We start from the raw sequence: 23089 nt of genomic DNA on the forward strand, positions 1-23089 counted from the left end.
CAGAGCTTCGCCTGGGAGGTGCCCCCACCCCGCGACGCCTGGCACGCACTCCCCAGCTACCGCTGGGAGGTGCCCCCACGCGGTGTTGTCGTAAGTCGCCCGAGTACGCCCAGTACGAGGGCGATCTCTCCCGGACTTCGTCCGGGGGTGCCCCCACCGCCTTGCGATTGCACGCACCAGAGGCCGCAGGGCCCGCCCTGCGGGCGGACGGCGCTACTTCTAAAACACGCCCCAGCGGCTCCGGCGGGACTGCCGGACCGGCTGAGCCCGCAAGGATCGCCCGGGCCGGCGGGACCGCCAGGGCCCGCTGAGTCCGACGGATTCGCCCGGGCCGGCGGGACCGCCCCAGCCTTGTCGGACTCCGTCCCGTCGGCCTCCTCCGCCGCGAAGTCGAGACGCAGGGGGGCCGGCGGCGCTGAAGGCGGGGTCTCGTCGAGCAGGCGTCGTGGCCGCGCCGCCCGGCCCGGGCCGCCGGCCTTGTTGCGGGCGTCAGAACATGCTGAGCAACTGCTCGACGGTGGGCTCGGACGTCGAGTCCCCGTCGGGCAGGGCGAGTTCGAACCAGACCGTCTTGCCGAGCGGGGTCCGGCGCGAGCCCCAGGCCGCGCTCAGCAGGCCGACCAGTTGCAGTCCGCGGCCCCCCTCGTCGGTGTCGCGCGCCCGTCGTCGTCTTGGCTGGACCAGGCCCGAGTCCCACACCTCGCAGACCAGGGTGCGGTCGCGCAGCAGGCGCAGCCGGATCTCGCCCTCGCCGTACCGCAGCGCGTTGGTGACCAGCTCGCTGACCAGCAGCTCGACCGTGTCGACGAGTGCTTCGAGGTCCCAGGCGACCAGCTGGGCGCGGGCCAGTTCGCGGGCCCGGCCCACCGAGCGGGGCTCGCGCGGCAGCCGCCAGTCGCCGACGGCATCGACAGGCAGCCCCTGGATGCGGGCCATCAGGAGCGCGATGTCGTCCTCGCCGTGCCGGGTGTCGAGGGTGTTCAGCACATGGTCACAGACGTCCTCGAGGGGACGTACCGGATCGGTGAGCGCGGTGCGAAACGCGCGCAGCCCCTCGTCGAGGGGGTGGTCACGGGATTCGACCAGCCCGTCGGTGTAGAGCGCGAGCAGCGCACCTTCCGGGAGTTCGACCTCGACCTCTTCGAAGGGCTCGCCGCCCACCCCGAGCGGCATCCCCGGCGGCACGTCGAGCAGCAGCGCCTCCTCGCCGGGTTCGACGAGCACAGGCGGCAGATGGCCGGCGTTGGCGAAGGTGCAGCGACGAGTGACCGGGTCGTAGACGGCGTAGACACAGGTGGCGAGATAGACCTCTGAGAGGTCGGCCTCGCGGGATTTGTGGGCGACGCGCGAGGCCTGCTGCGCGCCGCTTGGGCTGCCGAGGCCGCGGGCGATCTCGTCGAGCGCGGAGAGCACTTCGGCCGGCTCCAGGTCCAGTAGCGCCAAGGTCCTTACGGCCGTGCGCAGTTCACCCATGGCGACCGCGGCCCGCAGCCCTCGCCCCATCACATCGCCCACCACCAGGGCGGTGCGGTGGCCCGGCAGTTCGATGACGTCGAACCAGTCCCCGCCCACTTCGGTGGCCGTGTTGCCCGGGAGATAACGGCAGGCGATGTCCAGGCCGGCGGCCTCGGGGTCTCCGGGCGGGAGCAGGCTGCGTTGGAGGATCAGCGCGCGCTCGTGTTCCCTGCGGTAGAGCCGGGCGTTGTCGATACAGACGGCGGCTCGGGCGGCGAGCTCGACGGCGAGCGCGCGGTCCCGTTCCCCGAAGGGCTCGCTGCCCTTCGTACGGGAGAACTGCACCAGGCCGACGACAGTGTCGTGCGCGACCATCGGCACCGCGAGCGTGGACTGGACGAGGGTGCCTTCCTCGCCCGGGATCGACTGGACCCGGGCGGTGCGCAGTGCGCCGGCGCAAGGCGAGTTGAAGGGATAGCGGTGGACCTCACCGACCGCGGTGGGGGTGCTTCCGTTGTGGCCGCAGCCCGGGGCTGCGACCAGTGGCGCGTCGGAGACGGCGCTGGCGAAGGCGACCCGGCGCAGCTCGGCGCTGCCGTCAGCCCTGCCGGGGGGAGCCTCGTCACCAGTGAGGAGGCCTTGATAGAGGTCGACCGATGCGAGGTCACAGAAGCCGGGGACGGCGACGTCGAGGAGTTCGCGGGCGGTGGTCTCCAGATCGAGGGAGTTGCCGATGCGGGCGCTCGCCTCATTGAGGAGGGCGAGGTTGCGGCGGGCGCTGGCGGCCTCGCGGGCGGCGTTGTGGCGGCGGGTCACATCGGTGGCGATTCCGGCCACGCCGATGGGACGGCCGGATCCGCTGTGCACCCGGTAGAGATTGATCGACCAGTGCCTGCGTTCCGTGCTGCCCGGCGCCGCTCCGACGATCTGGAGGTCGATGGCGGATTCGCCGGTCTCCAGGACCCGGCGCAGCGACGCGGTCATCCGCTCGGCCTCGGGGCGGGAGAGGTAGTCGTGGACGGTGCGTCCGCGGTGATCTTCGGCGGCGCCCCCGAAGACGGCGGTGAAGCGCTGGTTGGCGCGCTGCACGGTGAGGTCCGTGCCGAACAGGAGAAAGCCGAAAGGAGATTGGCCGAAAATAGCCTGCGAAGCGGCAAGATCGGTCTCGATCCGGCGCAGTGCGCGGACGTCCACGACGATACAGAGCGCAGCCTTGTCGCCGCTCTCCGTCTCGCTCGGCATCACATAGACCTCGGCGACGCCGTGCGCACCGCGCTGCCTCGGTATGCGGAAGGGGACCAGGCCGGTCCACTCCTTGCCGTCAAGGATCTCGGCCACGTGGCGGCGGCCGCGCGGGCGCAACTCGGCGGGCATGAAGACCTCGACCGGGTCCTTGCCCCTGACCTCGTCTGCAGTGATACCGAAGAGATCTACGGCACGCCGACTCCACTGGTCGACCAGCCCGTCCGGGCCGATCGAGAAAGAGGCAACCTTGATGTAGTCATAGATCGAGCCAGGCGGGCTGCTCTGCCATACGACACCGCTCGCCGTCTCAGGTATTTCGCTCACGCGACCGTCCCCTCCAGCTCACCGCACCGGACCGGCCATGACCGCAGTATTCAGCACTACGGCCCTGACCGACACGGCGTTCACGATCACAGCACGATCTCGTTCATTTTGAGCCGGGCCGGGCGTGATCGTTGTCCCTTCACACTTCTAACCAGTGAGAGGCAGCTCGAACCACACGGTCTTGCCGGTCCTCCCGCGCCGGGTGCCCCACCGGCGGGCAGTACAAGCCACCAGTTGCAGCCCGCGTCCTCCCTCGTCATCGGGCTCTGCGGCGCGTTCGGTGGGGGGATCCGGAAGCGGATCGGAGACTTCGACAAGCAGCCTGGGGGCGGTCTCACCAGGCTCGGGGCTGACCAGCCGGACACCGATCGGGCCCGATGTATACCGTAGAGAATTGGTCACCAGCTCGCTGACCAGGAGCACGGTGACATCACCTATGACCGGGTCCAGTCCCCAGGCGCGCAGGGTGTCGCGCACGACGTGCCGGGCGGTGCGCACGGCGTCGGGCTCGGCAGGGAAGGACCACTCGGCGACTTCGCCTTCGGTGTCGATCACACCGCTCACTTCCCAGACCGGCAGCAGACACACGCCCTATTTAGGACGGTTAATCAGCACATACCCGATATTCAGGGCGAGGTATCGCGGCGAGGGCAGCAATGGACGCACCGTCGCACGAACGGCGTATGCGTCAGTCGCGCGCGCCGTCCCGCTCGCTTTCGCGCAGCAGTCGCGCGGCCTCGGCCACGGCGGGCCGGTCCTGATCGAGCCAGTCGACGGCATCGGTCTCGTGCGGGGCCAGCCAACGCAGCGCGTCGTGGTCCTGGAGCGGCTGCGGCTCCCCGGAGAGCAGCCGGGCCGTCCACACCTGGAGGACGTAGCCGGGCCGCAGCCCCCACTCGCCGGGGATCCGCGCCAGCGGCTCCGTCTCGACGCCCAGCTCCTCGCGCAGCTCGCGCACCAGCGCCTGCTCGGGACTCTCCCCCGGCTCCAGCTTTCCGCCGGGCAGCTCCCACCGGCCGGCGAGCTCTTCGGGGGCGCTGCGGCGAGCGGCAAGCAGCCGCCCCCGCTCGAACACGGCCCCCGCCACCACCACTACACGACGCTCGTTCATGCGCCGGAGCGTACTTCGCGCCCGCCCGCGGCCCACCCGGCGCGGGTCGGCCGAAGCGGACCGGCCGAAGCAGACCGGTCGGCGCCGTGCGGCTAGGGTCTAACGACCGGATTGCCCCTAAGTTACCGGTATTGAGGCTAGCCGCCGAGGCGACCGGCATCCAACTCGGCCACGGTCTCGCCCACATAACCCGCTAGGGTGCGCGGCGGGTGCCGGATCAGCTCTTCTTGTGCCGAGAGCTCCTCCTTGGTCGCGATGAGCCCATTTCGTTGATAGAACTCGAAAAAGAGGCCGTAGCTGAAGCGTATGTGCGGTGGGTTGAAGCTGTGATTGCGTTCGTATTCCCCGAGATCGTCACCGACATAGACCACGTCCCGTCCCAGGCCTGCCGACCACGCCGCCGCGATGCTCGGGCCGGTCTGGACATCGGGCCCTACAAGGGAGTAGGCACGGCCTTCGAAACCATCCTGAGTAAGCGCTGTCGTTGCTGCGTCCGCGATGTCCCGTACGTCAATTCGTGACATGCCGACCAATCCGATGGGTTGGCAGTAAAGACCCCGGTCGAGCATGGTCGGCAAAATACCACCTATCGTTCTGAAGAAAGCTGTTCGGGCGTAGGATCGTGTAACCCATTCCCGAGGCTTTGATGGCATTCTCGATCGGCAGTTTCGTCCCGCCTCCGACCGGCATTGCAGGTGTTCGTTCGACGTGATGTGTGCTCATGTACACCACTTTGGTGACGTCAGCACGGCGGGCCAACTCGATTGCTGTCAGACCCTCTTGTGTCTCTGCTGGCCCAGCCGCAACAGAGAGGAATAGTCGGTCTACGCCGAAGAAATGGCGCCGGGTGGCGTATGGATCGAGCAGGTTCCCTTCGGCGAGTTCGACTTCTTTGGGTAGCTGACCTCGTGCGCGTTCGGAGTCTCGAGTCAAGACCCGGATTTCCTCCTCCCCGGAGCGAGCTAGCCTCTCGACGAGATTCGCGCCTACGGTACCTGTTCCACCGATCACCAGAACGGTCATGTTCGCAAACTCCCCAGAATAGATGCGTGTACGCCTGACTCGAAAGTTCTTTTCGGAACAGATCGGCTGTAGGGTGTTGGCTCGTCTTGAGTCATGTCCGCTACGCGAAAGGGCGGCTAGAGGCAATATGGCTCGGCGTACCCCTGTTTTCGATAGCGGCACCTGCGAAGTTATTCGTCTCCTAACTGCGGGACTCTGCTGCCGACGCACCACGTATCCCTGACGCGCCGGAAGCACTCGCGCTTCGCGGGTCGCCCGGTGCGTCCTTCGCGCGCCAACTCCTGCCATGGCGTCGTTGCAGGAGGACGCGATCAGCTCAGCGGAGGAGCCAGCCGCCGTCCATGTTGAGGTCTACCCCGTTCACGCCGCCGTTTTTCAGCAGGAACACGACCGCATCGACAACATCAACCATCGAGACCATCCGGCCCAGCGGCGTGCGCTCCACGACTGTCTGGACGGCCTCCTCGGACCAGCCGTTCACGACCACGGGGCTGTCGCCGATCACCCCGGGGTGCACGGCGTTGACCCGGACCGGAGCGACCTCCACAGCGAGCGCACGGGCCAGCGCCGAGACGCCGCCGTTGACACTGGAGACCGTGAGCGAACCAGGCCACGGCCGACGGGCGGCGAGCCCCCCGAACAGCACGATCGATGCCTTGGCGGTGAAGCGCGACTGCAGGGTGTGCACCACCGCGGGGTAGCCGACCAGCTTGAGGGTCGCGAGCCGCCGTGCGCGGGCGATGTCGTACTCGGCGATGGTGTTCCGGTCGCGCTCGAGCGCGGCCACCACCAGGTGGTCCACCGACGCGACCTCCGCGAAGGCAGCCTTGATGGTCTCCGGTTCGGCCAGGTCGACCCCCACCCCGGTGGTGTTGCCGCCGATCTCTGCGGCAACGGCCGCGGCGTTCACCGGGTCGCGGCCGGTCAGGACGACCCGGCCGCCCTCTGCCGCGAAGTGACGGGCGATCTCCTTGCCGATGCCTGACGTGCCGCCGACGATGATCGTCGAGTCCATGCTGGTGCCTCCGGGAACGGATCGTGGACCGGGGCCTGGCTGCAGTGCGGCCGGAGCCCGGCGTTCTGGGGTGCTGGTTTCGGATGCCGGCCGCCGGCCTCCGGGTCAGTGCATCAGGGTGACTGGCGTGGAGCCATCCGGGGTACCGGCGGCTGCGAACAGCCGGTCCCTCGACCGCTCGGCCTGGCGTCGAGCGTCGGCAAGGTCGACGTCGACGAGGGAACCGTGGCGCTTGCGGAACTCGCCGGCGACGAGCACGGAGTCCACGTTGCCCACGTCGCTGAACAGCACGGCGGCCGGCAGGTGGTTGATCAGGCCCAGTCCCGCGGTGTCCATCCGGAGCAGCAGCAAGTCGGCCTGCTTCCCAGGGGTCAGGGATCCGACCTTGTGGTCGAGACCGAGCGCTCGGGCGCCCTCGATGGTGCCGAACTCGATGGCGTCCCGAGCCGTGATCTGGAGGGGAGGCACGTCCTCCCCGCGATCCAGGAACTGCTGGTTGCGACGCCCCCGCTCGGCCTCGAGAGCGCCGCGCATCTCGCCGAAGAGGCTTCCACCGACGCCGCTGACCACGTCGATGGACAGTGAGGGGCGGATCCCCGCGGCGAGCAGGCGGCCGGTGGCCGGGTAGCCGTGCCCCATGGCCATCTCGGTCCGCGGCGAGACGGACACTGCCCCGCCGCTCTCGGCGATCATCGCCAGCTCCTCGTCCGAGGAGGTGCAGCAGTGGACGAAGATGAGGTCGTCGCCGAGCACTCCCCGCTCATGCAGCGCTGTGATCCCCCGGAGCTTGCCCAGCGTGCCCGCGCCCACGTGCATGGAGGCACGCACGCCCAGCTCGCGTGCCAGGGCGATGTCGTCCGCGGTGGTGTCCGCGGTGGCCATCTCCGGGCCACGCAGCGACAGTCCCAGGGTGACCAACTGGTCGGTGCTGGAGAAGTACGTCTTGGCCAGACGCCGCACGTCCACAGGGTGCGGAAGTGTGCTGGCGACATACCACGCCACCAGGTCGTCGTTCGGGGTCCCGTGACCGAACACGGCCCGGACGCCGCCTGACTGCAGTGCTTCGATTGCCGCGTCGGCGTGCTCGGGGGTGTTCATGATGTGAGACCAGTCGAAGACGGTGGTCACGCCGGCCTCGAGGGACTCGTAGCTGCCGAGGAGGTTGCCGGCGTACACGTCCTGCGGCGTGAACAGCGGGCCGAAGCCGCCGAGCATGCGCTGTAGGTACTCACCCAGTGTCCAGTCCACGGCTATCTGGCGCAGCGCCCCCTGCCACAGGTGCCGGTGGGTGTCGACGAGGCCGGGCATCACCACCAGGCCGGTCGCGTCGAAGACCTCGGCGTCATCAGCCTCGATCTCTGGTGCGACGGAGACGATGACGCCGTCCTCGATGAGGATGTCCCCGCGGTCCAGGTCTCCGACGTCGGGGTCGACCGAGAGGATCGTCCCGGATTTGATCAGCTTCCTGCTGGTGGCCACGGGCAACTCCAATGATGCTGGCGGACGGTCGGCCACTTCCCCCTACGCCGCCCAACAATTGAGCGGGCCCGGAGTGATTGGTGTGGCCTGGGTGCGATTGGCTCGGTGCCGCTCAGCGGCTGTGAGTGGAAGAACTGCGGTAGTCCGTGTACGTGTAGGGGTTGTCGAGGATGGATGTCTCGACGATGTCGGGGTTCATGCCCTTCAGCCACTGCTCCTCGCCCATGGAGGAACGCAGATGGTCGACGGTGTTCTCCGCTGCGCGGCGGGCTGCTGCGAGGTCTATGCCCACCAGACGGTGCTCGTGCTTGACCACGCGGCCGTTGACCAGCACGGTGTGGACATCTCCGCGCTGTGCCTGGAACACGACGTGTCCGTAGGGATTGAGCAGCGGGAACGAGACAGGTGAGTGCTCGTTCTTGATGAGGACGATGTCTGCCTTCTTGCCGACTTCGAGGCTGCCGAGTTCGTGATCACGGCCGAGGGCACGCGCGCCGCCCCGGGTGGCCCAGTCGACGACTTGGTCGGATCTCAGGGCGCTATGGGTGACGGTGTCGCCCTTGGCGTGCGCCTCCAGGTGCTCACGTGCACGGTCGGCGCCGAGTGTGGTGCGCATGGCGGAGAAGAGGTCGCCGCTCCACCACACGCTGGTGTCCATGGAGAGGGACACCGGAATGTTGTGGGCGCGCACTGCCCAGGTGGTCGGGTATCCCTGGCCGGCGTTCGACTCGCTCTCGGTGGAGACGGAGATGGAGCCGCCGGTGGCAGCGATGCGGTGGTAGGAGTCGACGGAGAGTGATGAGCCGTGGACGTACACGGTCTCAGGGGCCATGTAGCCGTGCTCATGCATGAGCCGGATGCCGTCGTCGCCGGTGGCGCCCCACACTCCGGCATGCGTGGTGACGGCCACGCCCAGGTCCCGGGCGACGTCGAATGCGGGCTTCTCGGGGAACTCCGGGTCTCCGGTGACATCGAACGCGATCTGGAAGCCGAGCATGTCTCCGCCGGTGATGCGACGCCGCACGAAGTCTCGGAACTCGGGGGCCGCCGTCCACTCGGCGGGCGGCTGCTGGATGTTGCCGTAAGCCAGGACGAACCGGCCCGGGACGGATTGAAGCGCATCGGCGGCGGCATCGGCGTGGTCAACGGTCTGCAGGCCGTGGGACCAGTCGACCACGGTCGTCACACCGGCGTCGATGGCTTCGACGGCGCCCAGCACGTTGCCCGCGTATACGTCTTCGGGGCGGAAGTGCTTGCCGTTCTCCAGGTAGTACCAGACGAAGTACTGCGTCAGCGTCCAGTCCGCTCCGTACCCGCGCATGGCGGTCTGCCACATGTGCCGGTGGGTATCGATCATGCCCGGCATCACGATGCCGTCCGTCGCGTCGATCACGGCCGTGCCGTGAGGAACGAGCAGATCGGTGCCAATGGCGGCGATCTTGTCGTCGATGACCAGGACGTCGGCGCGGCTGAGCACCTCGCGGCGGTCTGCCATCGTCAGCACAGTCCCGCCGCGCAGGACCACAGGCCGTCCGGCCTCGAACTCGGCTCGCTCGTTCATCGATGTACCCACTCCTCGTTGCACGCGGGACGACCGTCACGCCGCCGTTTCAGACACATGTCCGTATGACGATCACTCGCCCGTCCGCAACACTTTGCGGAGAGTGTGTTTCGGTGTCAATACGCATGCTCCGACTCGATGGAGTTGGCTTTTCGCTCATCTTGTCCATTGTGCGGTCACTACTGATCCGCTGACGCCGAGGAGCACTGCAGTGATCACTTCCACAGGATCCTCCGGCATTTGCTGATGATCTCTCTCCAGCGCTCTGACCAGCTATGACTCTCCGTCTCCCATAAGATGGAGCGCTGGAGGTGGGGCTCGGCGAAACGTTGGAAGGCTGTCCGCCTGGCGGACAATGCGGTAGGGTGCTGAGTTCATCCCGGGCATTTGTGAGGAGACGTCATGGCACGCCAAGGCACTGGACCGGACTTCATCGAGGCACTGGCACGCGGGCTGGAGGTGATCACGGCGTTCGAGGCGCACCGCCCTGCGATGTCCCTGTCCGAGGTGGCAGGCGTTACCGGCCTGGCCCGACCCACGGTGCGCCGCATTCTGCTGACCCTCCAAGAGCTCGGATACGTTCGTTCCGACGGGCCCGGCTTCGCGCTCACCCCGCGGGTGCTGGATCTGGGCGTGGCCTATGTGCGGTCCATGGGGCTGTGGGACGTGGCGCGCCCCCACATGGAAAGGCTGTCGGCCCGGACCAACGAGTCGTGCTCGATCGCCCAGCTCGACGGGTCGGACATCGTCTACGTCGCCAGGGTTGCGGTACCGAAGATCGTGGCACTGACGGTCCAGATCGGCACACGGTTCCCAGCTCTGCCGACGTCGCTGGGGAAAGTCATGCTGGCGGCGCTGGGTACCGAGGAAGTCGACAAGATCCTGGCCGAGCCCAGCCGTTCCGGCCTCACCCCGTTGTGGCAGCCCGACCGGGCCCAGCGGGACGCCGAGCTGCGGGAGGTCCGGGCGCGAGGGTGGGCCTTGACCGATGAGCAACTGGCGCGGGGCATCCGGTCGGTGGCGGCCCCCCTGCGCAACGGTTCGGGCCGGGTTATCGCCGCGCTCAACATCAACGCGCATGCCGCCGAGACCTCCGTGACCTGCCTGGTCGAGGAGCACCTGCCTCTTCTGTTGCACGCGGCGGGCGAGATCAGTGCGGACTTCGCACGGCTGGAGTCCGTCCCGTATGTCGCACCTGCGCGCACCGGCTGACGCTCTCGGTCCGCCGCCCTCACCACTTGACAGCCTTTTGGAAGCTGCCAGAATCGGTCCGGCGGACACTTGTCCGCTAGACGGATTCTGGAGGGGTTGAGGATGTCAGACGGCGCTGCAGCCGAGGATCCGGCGGGCGGCGGCCCACTGTCGGGTCTGCTGGTGGCCGACTTCTCGCGGATCCTGGCGGGGCCCTACGCCACGATGCTGCTGGCGGACATGGGGGCCGATGTCATCAAGGTCGAAGGGCCCAGGGGTGACGACACCCGCACCTGGGTGCCCCCGGTGCGGGACGAAGCGTCGACGTACTACCTCGGCGTCAACCGCGGGAAGCGCTCGGTCGTCCTGGACCTGCGCGATGAGGGCGATGTCGCCGCCGCACAGGAACTGGCCCGTCGTGCGGACGTGCTGATCGAGAACTTCAAGCCGGGTGGCATGGCGAAGTACGGTCTCGACTATGCGACGGTCAAGCGCTCGAACCCAGGCGTCGTGTACGCCTCCATCAGCGGGTTCGGCGCAGGGGCGGGTCGGCATGTGCCGGGCTACGACCTGATGGTTCAGGCGATCTCCGGGCTGATGAGCCTGACCGGAGCCCCGGACGGACCGCCCTACCGGGCGGGCATCTCCGTATTCGACGTGATGGCGGGCAACCACGCCACCATCGGCATCCTCGCGGCGCTGCGGCACCGCGATGGCACCGGCCAGGGGCAGCACGTCGAGGTGAACCTGCTTTCCTCCGCGCTGACCGGGCTGGTCAACCACAGCTCGGCCTATGTTGCCGGCGGGGTTGTGCCCTACCGCATGGGCAATGCGCACCCGAGCGTCTTCCCCTACGAGCCCCTGCCCACGGCAGACAACAACCTCATCGTCACAGCGGCCAACGACGGGCAGTTCCGCAAGCTGTGCGAGGTCCTCGGCATCCCCGAGATCGCCGATGATCCACGCTTCGCCCGCAACGCCGACCGCACCGAGCACCGCGAGGAGCTGCGCCCCCTGCTCGCCGCCCAGCTGACCAAGCGCGGCGCGCTCGAGTGGTTCGAGCTGCTGGTCGAGGCCGGAGTGCCGAGCGGTCCGATCAACACCATCGACGGCGGGTTCGCTATGGCCGAGCGTTTCGGGCTCGACCCCGTCGTCGAGGTCGGCGAAGGGGACCGTGCCGTGCCCACCACACGGAATCCGATCCGCTTCTCGCACACCCCCGTTCGCTACACGCTGCCGCCGCCGGCCCTGAACGAGCACGGCACCGACATACGCAAGTGGCTGGAAGAGTCACAGGAGGTCTCCCATGAGCGGTGAACCGGAGAAGATAGCCAGGCCCCTGTACCCCACGGGGCTGGGCGCCTCGTCACAAGATTCCATCACGTTGCTGGGGCACAGCCTCCCTGACGACATCATGGGCGAGGTCGGCTTCGGCGAACTCGCCTTCTGGCTGGCAACGCAGCGACGGCCCAGTGCCGGAGAGATCCGGGTCTTCGAGGCCGTCCTGGCGGCACTCGCCGATCACGGGTTCACGCCCACCGCGATCGTGACCCGGCTGACCTACCTGTCCGCCCCGGACTCGGTGCAAGGAGCCCTCGCGGCCGGACTGCTCGGCGGCGGTTCCCGCTTCCTGGGCGTCACTGAGGACAGCGGCCGCTTCCTGCACCATGTCCTGGAGTCGGTCGAGGGGAAGCCGCCGACCGACGAGGCTGGCTGGGACGCACTCGCCCTGGCTACCGTGCGGGACCGCCGGGCATCCGGTCGATTCATCCCCGGACTCGGTCATCACGTGCACAAGAAGGGCGATCCCCGGACCCCGCGACTGCTCCAGATCGCCGCCGAGGAGGACCTGTTCGGTCCTCACCTGTCGCTGTTCGCCGCGATCGGCCGCGTCCACCAGCAGGTCCTGGGCAAGACACTGCCCCTCAACGGGGCCGGCGTCTGCGGGGCCGCGCTTGCAGACCTGGGACTGCCTCTGGAACTGTTGCGCGGCTTCGCCCTGCTCGCCCGCACCGCCGGGCTCATCGGACAGCTCGCCGAGGAGCTGCGCCACCCTGTCGCCAACGACATTTTCCTGTCGGTGGACCTCAACAACCAGATCGTCGAACCCGACCCGTACACGCCCGCCGTCGAAACCAACGGAGGTTCGCATGGCTGAACTGGTCGCGGTGATCGCGTCCACCCATCACCCCTTCTACTACCGCGCCAGCAACGCCACGGGCGAGGACCGCCCGCCGTTCGCGGACGAATGGGTACGCAAGGTGGAGGCGTTCAGGAAGACACTGACAAAGGCGCGCCCCGACGTGCTGGTCATGGTGGGATCCGACCACTTCCATCAGCTGTGGCTGGACAACATGCCGCAGTTCCTCGTCGGCAAGGCGCCCTTCTACGACGCCAACTTCTACAACGAAGAGCGTGAGTTCGGTCTGCCCAAGATGCTGCTCACCGGGCAGGAAGACCTCTCCGCCCATGTACTGCGCGGAGGCCTGGACGCCGGATTCGATCTGGCGTTCTCCAACGAGCTGCGGATCGATCACTCGATCACCTGCCCGATCATCACCCTGCGACCGCAGAATGATCTGCCGATCGTACCGATCTACACCAATATCTTCGCCCCGCCCCTGCCTCAGCCCAAACGCTTCGTGCAGCTGGGGCGGGCCATCCGGGAGCTCATCGAGTCCTGGCCCGCCAACCAGCGGGTCGCGGTCATCGGCACCGGGCACCTGTCGTTGGAACTCGGCGGGCCCCGCCAGTTCGGGCCCACTGGCCCTGACCCGGAGTTCGACCGGAAAGCCGTCGAGTGGATCTCCTCCGGAGACATCGAAGGCTGCCTGGCCGAGGTCACCCTGGACAGCCTCCACCTGCCTGGCAACGCCACCCACGGCTTCATGGACTTCATGCTGATGATGGGCGTTGCGGGCGAGGGCCACAAGGCCGACTACGTCGACACCTTCGACCTGTTCCACACCATGGAGGCGTACTTCACCTGGTACCCGAACGGAGCCCGGTCGTGAGCAAGTACCTGCTGAACAAGTTCCTGTTCACCGTGGACCGGGACCCGGAACTGATCGAGCGTTACCGCGACAATCCCCGGGAGACCGTCGCCCACTGGGAGGTAACGTACGCCAACCGCATCCTCAACTGCATCGATGCCGAGTACTCCACCTGGCTCACGTTCGACGAGGTCGAACGTGAGGCGCTGGCCACGCACGACTATCCGACCCTGTTCGAGCTCGGCGCGCACCCGTTCCTCACACTCACTCTGTTCATCGGCATGTTCGAGCGTGACTACGAGCCCATGGGATTCCAGACCGAGTACGCCCGGCGGCTGGCCCACATGACCATGCCCTATCCCGACATCGCCACCTAAGCCTTGATCCACGGGTCAATAGCCGGTCCAGAGCCTGAACATGAGGGAGCGGATGCTCTTTGAACTCGGATGATGGGACTTCCCACGATGCCAAGTCCACAGATCGAGAGAACATCCGTTCGGCGGTCTCCGCCGTGTTCGACGATTCGAATCTGGTGGCGGACACGAGGTCCAGGTGATGTGCCCTGCCGCGTGGGCGGCTGCTGGAACTGGCCGCTGCGGCGATACGCGTCGACCGGGCGGACAACTGCGGCGGGGCAAACCCGGCGGCGAAAGTGATGTCGCTAATGGCGGCAGTGTGCGCCGTGGCGGACAGCATCGACGACACCAGCCGGCTGCGGCACGTTGCCATGCCGACCTGCTTCACCGGTATCCGCGCCCAGTCCACACTGGGCACCTTCCTGCGCTCCTTCACCCACGGCCATGCCCTGCAACTACACGCTGCGTCGGTCAGTGCGGCCTCAAGGCGGGCCAGTCGCCGCAGGAATTGCTCCATATCGACCGGCCCGCCACCGCGCATGCTCTGCCAGGAGTACGCGTACCGGTTTGCCCAGTCCTGGAGGTGGCTCTCCGCACCGGCCCCCGTGGCGCTGATCGCGCCACGGCGCGAGGCTCATCGGCCGCAGCCGGTGGTGCCGGGCGGTGGAAGGCCCGCGGTAGACCCAGATCTCCGCGCCGCTGCCGCCGGAGTCCACGACCACCGATCCGCCTCCCGGGTTCGACGAAGTGCCGTGCCTGTCCTGCGTCGTCATCATGGTCATCCAGGCCCCGTCCGGCCGTCAGGAGCGCCGGGCGGGAAGGGGAAGGTGCTGACTATGGAGTTGTTCCCGCCGCTTCCGCTCGCCGAGTGGCGTGACACCAAGGAAACGCTGCACCGATTCGCGCAGGTCGTCGGGAAGATCCGCCTCTCCGCGAGCGCCCGGCGCAATCACTGGTGGAACGTTCCGTTCCACCTCACCGGACGCGGCATCACCACCCGTCCGATGGGACAGGTCGACGGCAACCCGATCTTCACCGTCGACTTCGACTTCGTCGGGCATCAGCTGGTCGTCGCGACCCTGGACGGCCGGGCGATGTCCACCCCGCTCGTCGGCCAGTCGGTGGCGTCCTTCCACGACACGCTCCTGGACTCGCTGGCCGCGCTGGGCGTCCGGGTGCGGCTCGACATCCCCAGGCCGTTCGACCTGCCCGACGCCGCCCGGCCGTTCGCCGAGGACACCGAGCACGCGACCTATGATCCCCGGCACGCCAACCGCTACTGGCAGGTCCTCAGCCAGGTGGCGTCGGTGCTGGAGGAGTTCGCGGCGGGCTTCTCGGGGAAGGCCAGCCCGGTGCACCACTTCTGGCACACCTTCGACATCGCCCACAGCCGGTTCTCCGAGCGGCGCGTCGACCAGCCGCCGCAGGTCGACCCGGTGACCCGGGAGGCGTACTCCCGGGAGGTGATCAGCTTCGGTTTCTGGTTCGGGGACGACACCTTCGCCGAGCCCGCGTTCTACTCCTACACCGCTCCGGAGCCCGCGCATCTGGCCGAGGAGCCGCTCGTGCCCACGGCGGCACGCTGGGCCGCGCGGGACGGCAGCCACTTGGCCGTGCTGCGGTACGACGATGCCCGTGCCCGAAGCGATGCCCGTGCCGCCGTCCTCGCCTTCTACGAAAGCGCGTACCGGGCCGGCGCCGGGCGCGCCGGATGGGACATCGAACGGCTTGCCTGCCCCGGCGGGGTGACGGACCCGCAGCCGGCAGCCCGGCAAGGCTGAACCCACCTCCGGCCGAAGGCCAGGAGCTCAGTGCAGCTGCTGCTCCCAGTCCGCGGGGACCTTGCCCCGGGGGCCCGGCGTCGGCTGGTCGGAGGGGTGGGCGACGGGCGGGCGCAACTGCGGCCCGTCGTAGTACTGGTCGGTCTCGATGTTCCAGAACCAGCTCTCGCCCGGCTCGAAGCTGGTGAGGAACGGGTGCCCCGCCTCGCGGGCGTGCGTGGTGCTGTGTTGCGACGGTGAGGAGTCGCAGCATCCGATGTGTCCGCACGCGGCACAGCGGCGCAGATGAAACCACCAGCCTGGTCCGTCGCCCGCCAGGCAGTCCATGCAGCCCGCTCCGCTGGGAGCCGACGTCGGGTCGATGCCCGGGATCCTGTCAGGTGCCATACGGCATGCCTCCCTGATGAGGCGTGGGCAGCTGACCTCGCGGTTTGGTGTGCTGAGGCCGTCCGCCTGCTTCCCTGCATCGTAACCGGCCGGGTCATACGGGCCCGCTGCCCGCAGCACGTCCGGGCGCCTGGGCGACGCCCCGGTCAGACGTCGGTGCGGGCCAGGACGCCTTCGAGCAGGCCGGTGGCCTGGCCCACCTCGATGAGGTAGCCGTCGGGATCGCGCATATAGCAGCGCAACTCGGCACGACGGTCGATGGGCGGGGTGAGGAACTCGGCCCCTTTGGCGGTGGCCGTGGCGTAGAAGTCATGAATGTCGGCCACCCGGACATTCAGGAAGCTGGAGACGGTGTGGGGGTCGTCCGGGGTGCGCAGCACGACGTCGGGCTTGTCGTCGGTGGGCCCGCCGCCAGGGTTCATGATGATCCAGCTGTTGGCGACCTTGAGGATGCAGGGATTCTCATCCAGAACCACCGTTCCCCCCAGCACGTCGGCGTAGAACGCCCGCGAGCGCGGAACATCGCTGACAGTGAGGAAGTGCGTGAGCATCAGGCCCTCGGCCGGCGCGGGAAGATCGTCCCGGTTCATGCGCCGCTCCAGCCCCGGAGCGGTCGTGCGGCGGCGCGTGCGAGGGAATGGAGCCGCGCGCGGCATCCGCTCGTCGCGCGCGGACTTTCCGGCGATGCGTAGTCGGGCATACACCGAGCGTAGAGGTGGGTCGCCGGCGCGGCATCCGGGCCCCGGCCATGATCCACCGGACAGGCCCTCGCTGAGCCGCTGGGGACGCCGATTTACTCGTGCCGCCCCCAGCGGGTGCGCTCAGCCGCAGTTCAGGAACGTGCCGATTTCCTGGTGCAGCTGGAGCGGAAGGCGGGTATTCCACCGTTCTGCCGCTTCGCCGGCCAGATCTCGGGTCCACTGCCAGCTGTGCTGTGCCGCAATGCGCACCGCCTGCTGACGTGCGGTTGAGGTGGTAGGCATAGCGATCGAGGTCTGATGTGGGCAGGTCGGTCTCGAGTGCCCGGCTGGGAGTGAGCCAGTGCGTGGTGGAGCCGCGCAGCAGTCGGCACAGCTGGAGTTGCTGCGGGCCGACGATTCGCCGCCCGAGTCCGGCATCGAGCCGCGCACATCCGCCCAGTACACGGAGTCATAATTTCGGTTATCGACGCCCTCGCCCAAAACTTTCACGAAACGCCGCAGAACCGAAGAGACGGAGCCCGCCAACGGGATCCTCGCCCGGCTCCGCGACCGCGCCCAGAAGTAACGCGCCGTCCGCTGCACGTACGACCGCAGGCCCACCGCCGGCACACGCAAGGCCGGGCCCGCGCGGTCTGCCGCGCGGCGGGCCGCCGGATATCCGGCGTAGGAAACGGCTGTTCCCCCGCTGATCGGGATGGCAGGCTCTGCCTTGTCCGCGTACTGGTTCATCTGCAGAACGAGGTACAAGATCACGTACACAGCGCCGACGGCGGCATGCCCCGGTCGACGGCTCTCTGTTCGGTTCTAGGGTCTGTTGCGAAAGTCGATCAAGGTCGTGGATGATCAAGTTCTGTGGGGCGTGGAGATCTGACGAGCGGCCAATGGGCTCGGCTTGAGCCGTTGTTGCCGGTGGGCAAGAAGTCGGGCCGGCCGCCGACGTGGACGCGGCGGCAGTTGATCGACGGCATACGGTGGCGGACCAGGGCAAGGCGCGCCGTGGCGGGACATTCCGGAACGGTACGGGCCGTGGGGCCGGGCCTACGACCTGTTCCGGGGTTGGCAGCGCGACGGCACCTGGAAGCGGATCTTCGAGCAGTTGCAGGCCGAGGCCGACGCCAAGGGCCTCATCACGTGGGACGTCAGTGTGGACTCCACCATCGCCCGGGCCCATCAGCACGCCGCGGGGGCACGTAAAAAGGGGCGCTGCAGAAGGAGCCTCCCGGCGGCGTCGACACCGAGCCGGACGACCACGGCCTCGGACGCTCACGCGGAGGGCTGACCACCAAGCTGCACCTGGCGGTCGAGCAGGGGCAGAAACCGCTCTCGCTGATCGTCACCGCAAGGCACTGGCACGACAGCCCGCAGTTCCAGCCGGTCCTGGAGGCCATCCGGGTGCCCCGCACCGGCCCGGGCCGACCGCGCACCCGGCCGGACAAGGTCCGGGCCGATAAGGCCTACGGCTCCCGCGCGAACCGTGCCTACCTGCGCAGACGCGGCATCCGCTGCACCATCCCGGAGAAGGCCGACCAGGTCCGCAACCGTAAGAAACGCGGCAGTCGAGGGGGCCGACCCCCGAAGTTCGACAAGATCGACTACCGCGATCGGCACGCCGTGGAGTGCGGCATCAACCGGCTGAAAAGGCACCGGGCCGTCGCGACTCGCTACGACAAGCTGGCCGTCTGCTACGAAGCCACCGTGCTGGTCGCCGCCATCAACGAGTGGCTATGACCAGGACTTTCGCAACAGACCCTAGCGCGTCGTCTGCCCGATGCGCTCGACCCAGTACAGCTGCTCGTGTCCGCGGCCGTCGAGCGTGTCCGCGATCTGCTGCGCCTCGTCCCTGGTGGCGTACCTGCCAACGCGATAGCGGTTGCCGTTGTTGTCCTGTCGTATGACGAGCCAGGGAAGCACAGCGCCACTGTCATTCATCGCGCCCCTCCCTCGGCCGGCCTGCAGGTCTGTAACGATCGCCAGGAAACCGCACTACGCATATGCCGGAGCCTACGCCTGACCTTTACTCAGCGGATACGGGTTTACACAAAGAGACAGGAAAGAGGGACGCACCCGTCTGGATGCGCCCCTCGTGGCTGGTTCCGGCCGCTCCTACACGCCGGGCGACGGCACCTCCGGTACGACCGCCGGCCCGGCGTTCGCCACAGCCTTCGGCATCGTCGGCACCGGCATCAGCACCGGACCCGCCGCCAGGTCCTTTCGGCAGATGTCCCCGCACTCGGAGTCGAGCGAGCAGCACAGCGAGCAGATCGGGCCCGACTGGACCGGGCAGTCCGCGATGTCCGGGAGCTCGTACGCCGTCTCGCAGACCGCGCACTCATGGGTCGCGGTAATGTCCTCGATCTCGACGTCCGGGCCTCCCCCAGAGCCTGCGGCCTGGGGGTACCCCCATACAGGGTTCGGCCTGGCCAGGTAGTACTTGCCCTTCGTCGCCCAGGCGATCAACGGGCACAGCACCAGAGCCAGTCCGGCCGCGATGAAGGTCGAGAAGGCTTCCGCGTACCGGCCGAAGAGGCCGAAGAAGGCGAGGATCGAGACCGTGGACGCGATCACCATCGCACCGAAGCCGGCGGGGTTCACGGCGTACAGATAGGCCCGCTTGAACTCGATGTACTTGGGACTGAGCCCAATCCGCTTGTTGATGACCAGATCGGCGGCGACCGCCGCGATCCAGGCGATGCCCACGTTCGAGTAGAAGCCCAGCAGCTTGCCCAGGACCGCGAACATGTTCATCTCCATCAGCGTCAGCGCGATGGCGAGGTTGAGGAAGATGTACCAGACCCGGCCCGGGTGCTTGTGGGTGATGCGGGAGAAGAAGTTCGACCAGGACAGCGAACCGCTGTAGGCGTTGGTCACATTGATTTTGATCTGCGAGACGATCACGAACAGCGCGGCGGCGGGCAGGGCGACCGAGCCGAGCCAGGGCTTGAGCGCCTCGATCTGCGGGGCGATCGGCTCCAGGGCGTGTGTCTTGCCGACGGCCTCCAGCGCGACGAAGGCGAGGAACGCGCCGCCGAGTTGCTTGGCCGCGCCGATGATGACCCAGCCCGGTCCCGCGGCGAGCACGGCGAGGTTCCAGCGGCGCTTGTTCGCCTCCGTCTTGGCAGGCATGAAGCGCAGATAGTCGGCCTGTTCGCCGATCTGGGCAATGAGGGAGAGCGCGATACCCGTGCCCAGACCGAAGCCGATCCACGAGAAGCCCGCGCCTGCCCCTTCCGTACCGCCGAAGGAACCGAACGCGCCCCAGGCATCAGGGGCTTCGAAGGCAAGCACCACGAAGGGCAGCACCATGCCGATAATCCAGACCGGCTGCGTCCAAGCCTGCACCTTCGCCAGCGCGCCCATCCCCTTGAAGACGATCGGGATGACGATCAGCGTGGTGATCAGATAGCCGATCTCGACGGGCAGTCCGACGGCCTGGTGCATGGCCTGCGCCATGATCGAGCCTTCGAGCGCGAAGAAGATGAAGGTGAACGAGGCGTAGATGAGGGAAGTGAGCGTCGAGCCGAAGTAGCCGAAGCCGGCGCCGCGGGTGACCAAATCCATGTCCAGGCCGTACTTGGCGCAGGCCCGGGCGATCGGTATCCCCGTGAGAAAAATGATCACCGCGGCGGTGAGGATCGAGGCGAGCCCGCTGCTGAAGCCGTAGGTGAAGACGATCGACGCACCGATGGCGAAGTCCGCGAGATAGGCGATGCCGCCGAGCGCGGTGCCCGCGACCATCGAGGGCGACCAGCGCCGGAATGAGTGCGGCGCATAGCGCAGCGAGTAGTCCTCTCGGCTCTCGTCCGCCGCGAGCTTTGCGTAGCTTCGCTTGGGTGGTGGCGACTGCCGCTCTTCGTCCGGGGCATTGGCCGGCGTCGTGGTGACAGATGTGGCGATTTCCGTCATCGAGTGACTTCCCGTTCATCGATCCGTGTGCGGGGGCGGCACGTACGGACGGGAAGGTAGGAGCCGGACATGACAGCGCGTCGCAGCGGGTGGTTGCCCGGGCGTTACAGGACACGAGAGGGCGTTAACTCGTGATCACGGAGCCCGAACGCCCTGTTCGCGTACCGGTCACTTCACCGGCAGGTGGTATGCGATCCGGTAGCGGTCCGCCGGGACCACGACGTCCGCCGTCTCGACCGGGCGCCCCGATGCGTAGTAGGTCCGCTCAACGACCATCACCACATGGCCCGGTACGCCGCCGAGTGCCAAAAGCTCCTCCGCAAGCCCCGGCCTGGCGCCGACCTCCTCCGCGACATTGTCCACAACGACGTCGATGGCCGCCATCCGCTCGACGACACCGCAGCCGCCGAGCGGGCCCTCCTCCGGCAGCATCACGGGGGTGCGCCCGGTGACTTCGATCGGCTCCCAGGATGTGGAGAGCATCATCGTCTCGCCCGCGTCGCGGAACACATAGCGCGTACGCATCACCCGGTCGCCGAGCTGGATGCCGAGCCGGGCCGCGATTTCCGGGCTCGCCCCCTCCTGCTCGCTGCTCGACTCCCAGGTGCCCCGGGCCCCCTCCTCGGCCTGCTCCTGACGAAAGGGATTGGCGCCCGCCGGCGGCCGGTAGCCGGAGCGGGCGATCCGGCGCGGGACCGGCCGCTCGCGGACATACGTGCCCGAGCCCGAGCGGCCCTCGACAAGGCCCTCCGCCATCAGTACCTTGCGGGCCTCCAGGGCGACGGTGTCCGAGACTCCGTACTCCTCGCGAATGCGTGCCTGCGAGGGAAGACGGGTGTGCGGCGGCAGCGAGCCGTTGACGATCTGCTGTCGGAGATCGCTCGCAACGCGCAGATAGGCGGGCTGCTCACCGAATGTCACTGGCCACTCCCAACAGATTGACAGACAGCAACAGACTGGCAACCGTGGGTTGTTGACCGCAAGCGTGGGCCAGGGTTTCACTCGAAGTGATGACTTGTGTTTAAGCAGGCACTTACCGCAGGTACGGCCACCAATCCAGGCCCGCCCATTGACCCGTAATGGTCCAGACCAATACGTTGCTGGCCATGCGTCGAAACTGCCGAAGATCCCTTGCCAGGGCGGCCGTTGCCGCCTGCTCCCTCTCCCTCCTCGCCACCCTCGCACCCGCCGCCACCGCCACTCCCGGACACGACAAGTACACAAAGCCCTCGTACAAGCGCGTCGGATACTTCACCCAGTGGGGCGTCTACGGCCGGGACTTCCAGGTCAAGGACATGGACACCAGCGGCCAGGCGGCCAAGCTCACCCATATCAACTACGCCTTCGGGAACGTGAGTTCCGACGGCAAGTGCTTCACCGGCAGCGTCCCCGGCGAGGCGGACGCCTGGGCCGACTACGCCCGCCCGCTGGACGCCGCCGACTCGGTGGACGGTGTGGCCGACACAGTCGAGCAGCCGCTCGCGGGCAACTTCAACCAGCTGCGCGAGCTCAAGGCCAAACACCCCGGCCTCAAGGTACTGATCTCCCTGGGCGGCTGGAGCTGGTCCACCCACTTCTCCGACGCGGCCCGCACCCCCGAGTCCCGCAAGGCGTTCGTCTCCTCCTGCATCGACCTCTACATCAAGGGCAATCTGCCCGTCGACGGAGCCCGCGGCGGCGCGGGCGCGGCGGCCGGGCTCTTCGACGGCGTCGACCTCGACTGGGAGTGGCCGGGCTCGGCGGGCGACTCGGACACGGTGTACCGGCCCGAGGACAAGCAGAACTTCACCGCGCTGGTACGGGAGTTCAGGACGCAGCTCAACGCGCTCGGGAAGAAGGGGCGCAAGCACTACGAGCTGACCGCCTTCGTCCCGACCGCCCCCGCCAAGATCGACGCGGGCTTCGAGGTCCGCAAGATCATGCGCGACCTCGACTTCGTCAACCTCCAGGGTTACGACTTCCATGTCTCGGGCGAGAAGACCACCGCCCAGCAGTCCGCGCTGTACGCACGCGGCGACTTCAGCGTCGACCAGACCGTCCGCGACTGGCAGCGCCGCGGCGCGCCCGCCCGCAAGCTGGTGATGGGTATGCCCTTCTACGGACAGGGCTGGACGGGCGTGACCGGCGGCGGCGACGGCCTTGGCCGGCCGGCGACAGCGCCGGCGCCCGCGACCTGGGCGGCCGGTTACGAGGACTACGAGGCCCTCAAGAAGCTGGCGGACTCGGGGACGTACACACTCCACCGGGACCAGCGCGGCGGCCACGCCTGGCTCTTCGACGGCACCACCCTGTGGACGTACGACGATCCGCAGGTGCTGCGCGCCAAGACCTCGTACATCCGTGAACGGGGTCTCGGCGGCGCGATGTTCTGGTCCCTGGACGGGGACACCGCGGACGGCGAGTTGATGACCGCCGTCGACCGCGGGCTTTCGCGCCGCTAGGTTCTGTCCGGGCGATCTTCGAGGATCAGCCCGCGGCGTCAGATGCATGGGGTCTCCCCAGGCCCGAAGGGCCTGGGGAGAGGCATCGCCATGGGGGGGGGGGCCCCCCCGACGAAGTGTGGG

20 protein-coding genes and 1 pseudogene are annotated in these 23089 nt (G+C 68.0%); 8 read left to right on the forward strand and 13 right to left on the reverse strand.

The features are described from left to right. Positions 1-489: 489 nt before the first annotated feature. From ACWDO5_RS04670 to ACWDO5_RS04705, 8 genes are all read right to left on the reverse strand, one after another. Entirely contained in the window at positions 490-3024 is a 2535-nt protein-coding gene (locus ACWDO5_RS04670; RefSeq protein ID WP_450528351.1) for a SpoIIE family protein phosphatase, read from the reverse strand. A 147-nt stretch (positions 3025-3171) separates the two neighbouring features. After that, positions 3172-3588 carry an ATP-binding protein gene (locus ACWDO5_RS04675; RefSeq protein ID WP_450528353.1) on the reverse strand — a complete coding sequence of 139 codons (417 nt, stop codon included), beginning with the start codon at positions 3586-3588 and terminating at the stop codon, positions 3172-3174. A gap of 124 nt (positions 3589-3712) precedes the next feature. Next, on the reverse strand, positions 3713-4135 hold the full coding sequence (locus ACWDO5_RS04680) for a (deoxy)nucleoside triphosphate pyrophosphohydrolase (RefSeq protein WP_450528354.1): 423 nt from the start codon (positions 4133-4135) through the stop codon (positions 3713-3715). Positions 4136-4272: 137 nt separating this feature from the next. Then, complete coding sequence (locus tag ACWDO5_RS04685) at positions 4273-4659, reverse strand: hypothetical protein (RefSeq protein WP_450528355.1); 387 nt, start codon at positions 4657-4659, stop codon at positions 4273-4275. After that, on the reverse strand, positions 4646-5158 hold the full coding sequence (locus tag ACWDO5_RS04690) for an SDR family oxidoreductase (protein WP_450528357.1): 513 nt from the start codon (positions 5156-5158) through the stop codon (positions 4646-4648). The genes ACWDO5_RS04685 and ACWDO5_RS04690 overlap by 14 nt, the downstream gene beginning before the upstream one ends. 316 nt (positions 5159-5474) lie before the next feature. Further along, a complete protein-coding gene (locus tag ACWDO5_RS04695) occupies positions 5475-6173 on the reverse strand; it encodes an SDR family NAD(P)-dependent oxidoreductase (protein ID WP_450528359.1) in 699 nt (232 codons plus the stop codon). A gap of 105 nt (positions 6174-6278) precedes the next feature. Continuing rightward, positions 6279-7652: an amidohydrolase family protein gene (locus ACWDO5_RS04700; protein WP_450528361.1), complete on the reverse strand. Its 1374-nt coding sequence runs from the start codon at positions 7650-7652 to the stop codon at positions 6279-6281. Positions 7653-7764: 112 nt separating this feature from the next. Further along, positions 7765-9213, reverse strand: a complete 1449-nt coding sequence (locus ACWDO5_RS04705) for an amidohydrolase family protein (RefSeq protein WP_450528363.1) — start codon at positions 9211-9213, stop codon at positions 7765-7767. Between the two features lie 402 nt (positions 9214-9615). Here ACWDO5_RS04705 and ACWDO5_RS04710 point away from each other — a divergent pair, with 402 nt between their 5' ends. The 6 genes from ACWDO5_RS04710 to ACWDO5_RS04735 all read left to right on the forward strand — a co-directional run bounded on the left by ACWDO5_RS04710 (position 9616) and on the right by ACWDO5_RS04735 (position 15534). After that, on the forward strand, positions 9616-10425 hold the full coding sequence (locus ACWDO5_RS04710) for an IclR family transcriptional regulator domain-containing protein (protein ID WP_450528365.1): 810 nt from the start codon (positions 9616-9618) through the stop codon (positions 10423-10425). A 102-nt stretch (positions 10426-10527) separates the two neighbouring features. Further along, positions 10528-11721 carry a CaiB/BaiF CoA transferase family protein gene (locus tag ACWDO5_RS04715; protein ID WP_450528367.1) on the forward strand — a complete coding sequence of 398 codons (1194 nt, stop codon included), beginning with the start codon at positions 10528-10530 and terminating at the stop codon, positions 11719-11721. After that, the gene (locus ACWDO5_RS04720) at positions 11711-12562 is read left to right on the forward strand and encodes a citryl-CoA lyase (RefSeq protein ID WP_450528369.1); all 852 of its coding nucleotides are present in this window, start codon (positions 11711-11713) and stop codon (positions 12560-12562) included. Before ACWDO5_RS04715 ends, ACWDO5_RS04720 begins: the two co-directional genes overlap by 11 nt. Further along, positions 12555-13418, forward strand: a complete 864-nt coding sequence (locus ACWDO5_RS04725) for a DODA-type extradiol aromatic ring-opening family dioxygenase (RefSeq protein WP_450528371.1) — start codon at positions 12555-12557, stop codon at positions 13416-13418. The genes ACWDO5_RS04720 and ACWDO5_RS04725 overlap by 8 nt, the downstream gene beginning before the upstream one ends. Continuing rightward, complete coding sequence (locus tag ACWDO5_RS04730; protein ID WP_450528373.1) at positions 13415-13774, forward strand: hypothetical protein; 360 nt, start codon at positions 13415-13417, stop codon at positions 13772-13774. The genes ACWDO5_RS04725 and ACWDO5_RS04730 overlap by 4 nt, the downstream gene beginning before the upstream one ends. Before the next feature lie 815 nt (positions 13775-14589). Continuing rightward, complete coding sequence (locus ACWDO5_RS04735) at positions 14590-15534, forward strand: DUF5996 family protein (protein WP_450528375.1); 945 nt, start codon at positions 14590-14592, stop codon at positions 15532-15534. Between the two features lie 27 nt (positions 15535-15561). On the opposite strand, the gene ACWDO5_RS04740 is transcribed toward ACWDO5_RS04735, so the two are convergent. Both ACWDO5_RS04740 and ACWDO5_RS04745 read right to left on the reverse strand, forming a co-directional pair. Further along, positions 15562-15921 (reverse strand): UBP-type zinc finger domain-containing protein, encoded by a 360-nt coding sequence (locus ACWDO5_RS04740; protein ID WP_450528377.1) that lies wholly within the window; start codon positions 15919-15921, stop codon positions 15562-15564. 146 nt (positions 15922-16067) lie between these two features. Then, on the reverse strand, positions 16068-16511 hold the full coding sequence (locus ACWDO5_RS04745) for a VOC family protein (protein WP_450528379.1): 444 nt from the start codon (positions 16509-16511) through the stop codon (positions 16068-16070). Between the two features lie 963 nt (positions 16512-17474). On the opposite strand from ACWDO5_RS04745, the pseudogene ACWDO5_RS04750 reads away from it, so the two are divergent. Beyond that, positions 17475-18350, forward strand: a pseudogene (locus ACWDO5_RS04750) (IS5 family transposase). Between the two features lie 21 nt (positions 18351-18371). On the opposite strand, the gene ACWDO5_RS04755 reads toward ACWDO5_RS04750, so the two are convergent. The 3 genes from ACWDO5_RS04755 to ACWDO5_RS04765 form a co-directional block, all read right to left on the reverse strand. Beyond that, positions 18372-18551, reverse strand: a complete 180-nt coding sequence (locus tag ACWDO5_RS04755; RefSeq protein WP_450528380.1) for an SPOR domain-containing protein — start codon at positions 18549-18551, stop codon at positions 18372-18374. 174 nt (positions 18552-18725) lie between these two features. Continuing rightward, positions 18726-20525 (reverse strand): purine-cytosine permease family protein, encoded by a 1800-nt coding sequence (locus ACWDO5_RS04760; RefSeq protein WP_450528381.1) that lies wholly within the window; start codon positions 20523-20525, stop codon positions 18726-18728. Between the two features lie 168 nt (positions 20526-20693). Further along, complete coding sequence (locus ACWDO5_RS04765) at positions 20694-21446, reverse strand: GntR family transcriptional regulator (protein ID WP_450528383.1); 753 nt, start codon at positions 21444-21446, stop codon at positions 20694-20696. A gap of 185 nt (positions 21447-21631) precedes the next feature. Between ACWDO5_RS04765 and ACWDO5_RS04770 the strand changes: the two genes are divergently transcribed. Further along, positions 21632-22966, forward strand: coding sequence for a glycoside hydrolase family 18 protein (locus ACWDO5_RS04770; protein WP_450528385.1), 1335 nt, complete (start codon positions 21632-21634; stop codon positions 22964-22966). Positions 22967-23089 lie beyond the last annotated feature (123 nt).

This window comes from Streptomyces sp. NPDC000880, from assembly GCF_053599675.1.